This is a genomic window from Mesorhizobium sp. M8A.F.Ca.ET.021.01.1.1, from assembly GCF_003998025.1.
Lineage (GTDB): Bacteria > Pseudomonadota > Alphaproteobacteria > Rhizobiales > Rhizobiaceae > Mesorhizobium.
In genome coordinates, this window is the sequence record NZ_RZSJ01000314.1 from 1 (window position 1) to 6,916 (window position 6,916).

General features: G+C 63.5%; 7 protein-coding genes. 3 read left to right on the forward strand and 4 right to left on the reverse strand.

What is annotated here, in order from left to right; translation table 11 throughout:
- Positions 1-2: 2 nt before the first annotated feature.
- Positions 3-335, reverse strand: coding sequence for an NIPSNAP family protein (locus EOA36_RS22085; protein ID WP_127279421.1), 333 nt, complete (start codon positions 333-335; stop codon positions 3-5).
- Between the two features lie 162 nt (positions 336-497).
- Between EOA36_RS22085 and EOA36_RS22090 the strand changes: the two genes are divergently transcribed.
- Entirely contained in the window at positions 498-1,172 is a 675-nt protein-coding gene (locus EOA36_RS22090; RefSeq protein ID WP_127279422.1) for a winged helix-turn-helix domain-containing protein, read from the forward strand.
- A gap of 191 nt (positions 1,173-1,363) precedes the next feature.
- On the opposite strand, the gene ligD is transcribed toward EOA36_RS22090, so the two are convergent.
- The 3 genes from ligD to EOA36_RS22110 all read right to left on the reverse strand — a co-directional run bounded on the left by ligD (position 1,364) and on the right by EOA36_RS22110 (position 5,386).
- A complete protein-coding gene (gene ligD / locus EOA36_RS22100; RefSeq protein WP_127279423.1) occupies positions 1,364-3,889 on the reverse strand; it encodes a DNA ligase D in 2,526 nt (841 codons plus the stop codon).
- A gap of 9 nt (positions 3,890-3,898) precedes the next feature.
- Complete coding sequence (locus EOA36_RS22105) at positions 3,899-4,771, reverse strand: Ku protein (protein ID WP_127279424.1); 873 nt, start codon at positions 4,769-4,771, stop codon at positions 3,899-3,901.
- 108 nt (positions 4,772-4,879) lie between these two features.
- Complete coding sequence (locus tag EOA36_RS22110) at positions 4,880-5,386, reverse strand: ferritin-like domain-containing protein (protein ID WP_127279425.1); 507 nt, start codon at positions 5,384-5,386, stop codon at positions 4,880-4,882.
- A 395-nt stretch (positions 5,387-5,781) separates the two neighbouring features.
- Between EOA36_RS22110 and EOA36_RS22115 the strand changes: the two genes are divergently transcribed.
- On the forward strand, positions 5,782-5,922 hold the full coding sequence (locus EOA36_RS22115) for a hypothetical protein (RefSeq protein ID WP_013892047.1): 141 nt from the start codon (positions 5,782-5,784) through the stop codon (positions 5,920-5,922).
- A 500-nt stretch (positions 5,923-6,422) separates the two neighbouring features.
- On the forward strand, positions 6,423-6,791 hold the full coding sequence (locus EOA36_RS22120) for a YciI family protein (protein WP_127279426.1): 369 nt from the start codon (positions 6,423-6,425) through the stop codon (positions 6,789-6,791).
- Positions 6,792-6,916: the final 125 nt, after the last annotated feature.

Consider the following 6,916-nt stretch of genomic DNA (forward strand, 5'->3'; position numbering starts at 1 on the left):
GATCATACCTTCACCAGCGGCGCGTGCGGGCCGGACGCCAGTTTCAGGAACATGCGGTCCTCCTTGAGGATGAATCGTTCGCGGCGGGCGAACTCGTAGTTTGCCTTGCCGGCGGGGTCGGCGGCAAGCCGGGCGCGATAGGCTTCGTAGGCCGCCAGGTTTTCGATGTTGTAGGCGGCATAGGCCGTCGTGGCCGAGCCCTCATGCGGCGCGAAATAGCCGATCAGATCGGCGCCGCAGCGCGGAATGGCCTGGCCCCAATTGCGGGCATACTCCTCGAAGGCGGCCTTGCCGAACGGGTCGATCTCATAGCGGATGAAGCAGGTGATGGTCATCTCGGTCTCCTCGGGGTTTTGCAGCGACGGTTCGAGGGCGGTCGAAACGTCACGCGCATCTCTGTGCTAGTCAGTCTGGTGTCAGGAGCCATCATGCCGGCTCCTTGAGCTGGACCGAGAATACTGGTTATCTGACAAGGATGCTTCGATGAGGATCAAACCATGCGCGAAGGACCCGATATTGCCCGCATCGCCAGCCTGGTCGGCGATCCGGCCCGCGCCAACATGCTGAACGCCCTGATGGGCGGCACGGCATTGACCGCGAGCGAACTGGCGCTGGAGGCCGGCGTGTCGCTGCCGACCGCGTCCTCGCATCTGTCCAAACTGATGGAGGGCGGACTGCTGACCGTGGCCAGCCAGGGCCGGCATCGCTATTACGGGCTGGCCGGCCCGCAAGTGGCCGGCATGATCGAAGCCATCACCGGCGTGGCCGAAGCCGTCGGCCCCAAGCGCGTGCGGCCGGGCCCCCGCGACGGCGCGATGCGCATCGCGCGCGTCTGCTACGATCATCTTGCCGGCGAACAGGCCGTTGCGATGCTGGATCGTCTTGTCGACAAGAACATACTGGTCCGCGACGACAAGGAGATCAGGCTCGGCCCGTCCGCGGCCTCGCACTTCGCGGCGATCGGCATCGATGTCTACACCAAGCCTAGGCGGCCCGTGTGCCGCGCCTGCCTCGACTGGAGCGTGCGGCGCTCGCACCTCGCTGGAACGCTGGGCGCCGCGATCCTCGACAAGATCCTTGCCGAGAAATGGGCGCGCCGCGAGAAGGACAGCCGCGCCGTGGTTTTTTCACCGCCGGGCAAGCAGGCGTTCGAAAGGGTGTTTTTGGGGTGAACCTGCTTCGTCATCCACGGGCGAAGCAAGGAGCGCAGCGACGCAGCGCAGACCCGAGGATCCATGCCGGGAACTTCCCAACGATAATACGGTCCAGAACTCCGCTCTGCCCCGATCTGCGGCCGAAGTCACGGCATGGATCCTAGGGTTCTGCGCGACGCTTTGCGTCGCTCCGCCCTAGGATGACGAAATCATGGGGTCCGCTTCAAAGCCTTCCCCTGCCTGAAAAAGTCCTTCCAGGGATCGGCTTCCGCCAGCTTCGCCAGCGTCGTCTTGTCACCGATCGGGAAGGCGTTCGGCGCCAGCCCGGCCTCGATCTCGGGCCAGGTCACCGGCATGGACACCGTCGCGCCCTTCTTGGCCCGTGAGGAGTAAGGTGCCACGGTGGTCGCGCCGCTCCCATTGCGCAGATAGTCGACGAAGATTTTTCCTGTACGCGCCTTCTTCGACAGCGTCGCCGTGTAGCGGTCGCGGGCACCCTGCTCCAGCGCCCTGGCGAAATCATGGGCGAAGTCTTTGACTTCGGCCCAATCCGCCGATGGTTTCAGCGGCACGACGACATGAAAGCCCTTGCCGCCCGATGTCTTGACGAAATTGGGCAGCGACAGCTCGTCGAGCTTGCCCCTGATGTCGAGCGCCGCCTCGCGCACCGCCTTCACATCGACGCCCTCATCGGGGTCGAGGTCGAAGACGATCTGGTCCGGCTGTTCGAGCTTGTCGATCGTGCAGCCCCAGATGTGGATCTCGACCACACCATACTGGACGAGCGCCGCGACCCCGTCGAAATCCCGGATGAACAGGATTTCCTCGCCATCCCCGGGGTCCCTCATCCGGGCGATCTTGTCGCTCATTCCGGGGGAGGCGTGTTTCTGGAAGAAGCGCTGCCCGCCAACGCCGTCCGGCGCGCGCACCAGGCTTAGCGGCCGGTTGACGACGAACTGTTCCATGCGCGGCCAGACCAGCGCGTAATGGTCGAGCAGGTCCTGCTTCGATATCTTCTCGTCGGGCCACAAAAGCTTGTCGGGATGGGAGAGCTTTACGGAGGTCGTCATCCCGCCGGCAGGCCTACCGGCGCTGCTTGCCGCCGGCTTGGCCTTTGCCGGGCCCTTGCCTGTCGCTGGCTTGCCTGTCGCCGCCTTTGGCTTTTCCTGCACGACTTCCTCCGCCGGCTTGTCCTCGCGCAGCCCCTGGAACGAAGCATGGCGTATTATACGGTCCGAGGTCCAGCTGCGAAACTCCACTTCGCCGACCAGTTCCGGCCTGACCCAGACAAGGCCCTTGCCTTTCGGCACCGCCGCATCGAAGGGCGAGGCGTCCGACGTCAGCGCATCGAGCCTCTTTTTCAGCTCGTTGGCGCCCTTGGTGGAGAAGCCGGTGCCGACCCGGCCGGCATAGTGCAGGCGGCCGTCTTCGTAATAGCCGACCAGCAGCGAACGCAGGCCGCGTCCCGTCTTGTCAGATGGCAGATAGCCGCCGATGACGAATTCCTGCCGCGCCGTGCACTTCGATTTGACCCATGCCGGACCGCGCCCGCCGCGGTAGGGCGCATCGGAGCGTTTTGAGACGACGCCTTCCAGCCCCATGCGGCAGGCATGTTCCAGCATGATCTTGCCGGGTTCGGCAAAATGGTCGGAGAAACGCACCGCCGCATTGTCGGCCTGCTCGCCGAGCAGGTCCTGCAAGGCCTGCTTGCGCTCGACCAGCGGTTCCCTTCGCAAATCCTTGCCGTCGAGCCGCATCAGGTCGAACACATAGTAGATGAACCGGTTCGTCCGCTTCGCCGACAGGTCCTGCTGCAGCAGCGCGAAGGACGACACGCCGCTGTCGGCCAGCACGACGATCTCCCCGTCGATGATGGCATCGCTGCATTTCAGCCCGGCGAGTTCGGCCGCGATCTCGCCGCCGAATTTTTCCGTCCAGTCGAGGCCGGTTCGGGTCAAGAGCCGCACGTCGGTGCCGGCGATCTGCGCCTGCATGCGATAGCCGTCGAACTTCACCTCATGCAGCCAGTCCTGGCCCGACGGTGCGTCCCGCTCCAGCGTGGCGAGCTGCGGTTCGATGAAGTCGAGTTTCCTGGCCCCGGCCTTGGCCTTGCCGGTGGCCGGCTTGTTCGAGTGCCAGACCTTGGGTTTCTCGCCCTTGGCCGCCTTGCCTTCGCCGACCTCCTCGATCGTCAGGCCTGATTTCACCGACTTCGGCTCGTCGTTGAGAATATCCTCGCCGGGGCGCGCGGCGGCATCGTCGGACTTGATCAGCAGCCAGTTGTCTCGTTTTTCGCCCGGGCGCGGCCGCAGCCGCACCAGATGCCATTTGCCACGCAGCTTGTGGCCTTCCAGCTCGAAGTTGATGTGCCCCTTCTTCATCATCTTCGCGGGTTCGTCCTCGGGCATCCAGGTTCCTTCGTCCCAGACGAGCACCGAGCCGCCGCCATATTCGCCCTTGGGGATGGTGCCTTCGAAGCCGGCATAGTCGATGGGATGATCCTCGACATGCACGGCCAGCCGCTTTTCGTGCGGGTCGAGGCTAGGACCGCGCGTCACCGCCCAGCTCCACAGCACGCCGTCATGCTCGAGGCGAAAATCGTAATGCAGCCTTGTCGCGGCATGCTTCTGGATCACGAAGATGCCGCCGCCCTTCTTCCCGCGCGTAACCTTGCCGGCCGGCTCCGCGGTCTTCTTGAAGTCGCGCTTCGAATGATACTGTTCGAGGCTTGCCATCTCGTATCCTCAGGCCGATTTGCGTTTCGGCGCAACGCTTTTCGCCTTGGCGCTTTTGGTCGCCGGCTTGGCTTTCGCCTGGGATGATGGTTTCGACGGGCCGGAGTCCGACGAGAGGCTCTTCTTCAGCGCGTCGAACAGATTGACGACGTTGGAGGGCTTGGGAGCGGCCTTGGCCTTCGGCGCCTTGTGCCCCGCCTTCTTGGCGCGGATCAGTTCGAGCAGGGCGTCCTCATATTTGTCCTCGAATTTCGACGGATCGAACTTCGCCTTCTTCTTGTCGATGATGAGTTCGGCGAGATCGGTCATCTCCTGGTCGGTTTTCACCGCCTTGATGTCGCCGAAGACGCTCTCCGGCTGGCGCACCGTGTTGTCGTAGCGCAGCGTCGTCAGCACCATGCCCTTGCCGAGCGGCTCGATGACCACGGGACGTTCGCGTTGATAGAGCACGATGCGGGCAAGCCCCGCCATCTTCTTGCCCGCCATGGCATCCCGGATGACGGCGAAGGCCTCTTCCGAAACCGTGTCTGCCGGCGCGACATAGTAGGGCGTGTCGAGATAGATCTGCTCGATCGAGGCTTTGTCGACGAAGCCGTCGAGGCTCATCGTGTGCGAGGATTCGATCTGCACCGCCTCGATCTCGTCCTCCTCTATACGGACGAAATCGCCCTTATCGATCTCGTAGCCCTTGATCTCGTCGCCGTCCTCGATCGGCTTGCCGGTCTCGGCATCGACGTAGATCCGCTTCACCGTATTGCCGGTCTTGCGGTTGAGGATGCGGAACGAGACCTTCTCGGCATGGGTGACGACATTGGTCAGTTCGATGGCACACGTGACCAGCGAGAGCTTCAGATAGCCTTTCCAGGCCGGGCGCGGCGCCATGATGATTTCCCCTTGGAAAGATCAGCTGGAACGGACGACCACCCCACTCGGTTCCAACGCGATCCGGCCGTGGCCGGCGCGGTTGCCGCCGGCCACGGCTGTCAGCCCCTATTCGGCGGCTTGCAGGTTGATCTTGCTTTCCGCCATCTCGGTCAGCTTGCGATCCGTCGCCTGCTCTTCCCTGAGGTTCTTGGCCAGCACATTGGCGCAGTCGCTGCGGCCGAGCTGTTTGGCCCAGGCGATCAAGGTGCCGTAGCGGGTCATCTCATAGTGCTCGACGGCCTGGGCGGAAGCGATCAGCGCGGCGTCGAGAACATCCTTGTCATCGACATCGCTGCTGACGTCGTCGGCCTCCTCGAGAATGCCGTCAATGGCCGGGCAATTCACCGGCTTGGCCTTCACGCCGTGCAGCTCGAACACCTCCTCGACGCGTTCGATATGGCCCTTGGTCTGTTCGAGATGTTTTTCGAAGCCGGCCTTCAATTGCGGATCGGTTGCCTTGTCGATCATCTTCGGCAACGCCTTCTCGATCTGCTTCTCGGCATAATAGATGTCGCGCAGCGTGTGCACGAAGAGATCGTCCAGTGTTTTGATGTCCTTCGAAAAGAAGCCCATGATTTCAGCCTTTCCATTGCTCTTGCTTGTGGCGGGATTCCGGCCTGCCGACAGGCAGCACCTGTGAGCCGGCAATGCCGTGATCCCAACGTCCGTTGCCCGGGCCGGTTCCGACCCCACCGGCCATCCGGCAAGGAAATTCCAGCGACGGTTCGAAAGTTGAAACAAAAGCGCGCCAAGGCGACATTCAAACGAAACATATGTGATGCAAAAGTCACACCAGCCGAAATGACGACAAGGGGCACCGAAACACCCGAATCAGCCGCATTCCGGCCACGAAGCGACGGGTTTTCGACCAAAAATTAACATCGCGTTCACTGAGTATTCACGCCTTGATGCTATCGTTCTCGCAATTCGGAAGGGACATCCGAAAATCGGGACAGGGACCGGGTAAAATGAACTTCCTCACGCACCTCATCGGCTATGCCGCCGCCATCCGCGAATTCGTCGCGCCGACCTATCGGCCCGAGCGCTACTACATGCGCGGCCCCGGTCCGGCCTGCGCCCGTCGCGGCACCTCGCTGGGCGCGCACTGACCATGACTTTCGAGAGCCGCCACAACAGCCGCATCTGCAGGCCGGGTGCCTCGTCCCGCGCCACGACCTATCGCGCCGAACGTCCGGCCTTCGCCGGCAGACAGCGTGCGCCATCGCCGCGTCTTTGAGACCGCCATCGGCTGGCTTAGTGTCACAGGACATAAGCAGCCGAGGCCAGTGTGACCGACCGTCCCAAGCCGCCTTCCCCATCCTTTGATGCAAGCCATCCGTGTACAGCTTCCAGCCATTGCCGGTGGCGCCGGAGGGCGAGCATGACGCGACGCCGCGCGCCCATTCTGGGCGCATAAATCCACCAGCCATCTCACCGCACCTTCCGGCGGCTCCATGCCGGCCCCCGAGCCCTTGAATCGCATGCCCGCTTGCACAAGGCGCGGCCGGAGACGAAAGTTTTTTCCGCAACCTGTCGAAATCGGCCACCGCCGCGCGACATACGTCTGGCCCCGCAAGGACGCGGCCCTCGAAACCACGGGAGAAGACCCATGCGATACATGCTTTTGATCAACAACGACGAAGCCGCGCTGGCGAACACGCCGATCGAGAAAGCCCAGCAGATGAGCGCGGCCTATGCCGCCTATACCGAGGCGTTGAAGAAGTCCGGGGCGTGGCTGGCCGGCGAAAGGCTGCGTCCGACCCAGGCGACCACCTCGGTGCGGATCGCCGACGGCAAGACCAACGTGATCGACGGCCCCTATGCCGACACCAAGGAGCAGCTTGCCGGTTTCTACATGATCGAGGCGGCCGACATCGATACCGCCATCGACTGGGCGGCACGCTGTCCGGCGGCCAGCACCGGCACGGTCGAGCTGCGGCCGATCTGGGAAATGGCCGACTATATGCCCAAGAAGTGACGGCGTGATGGACAGTCGCCCGGAGATCGCCCGGGCGGTCGCCGAGGCCGCCGCCCGGCAGAGCTATGGCAAGCTGGTCGCCTGGCTCGCCGCGCGCACGCGCGACGTGGCCGCCGCCGAGGATG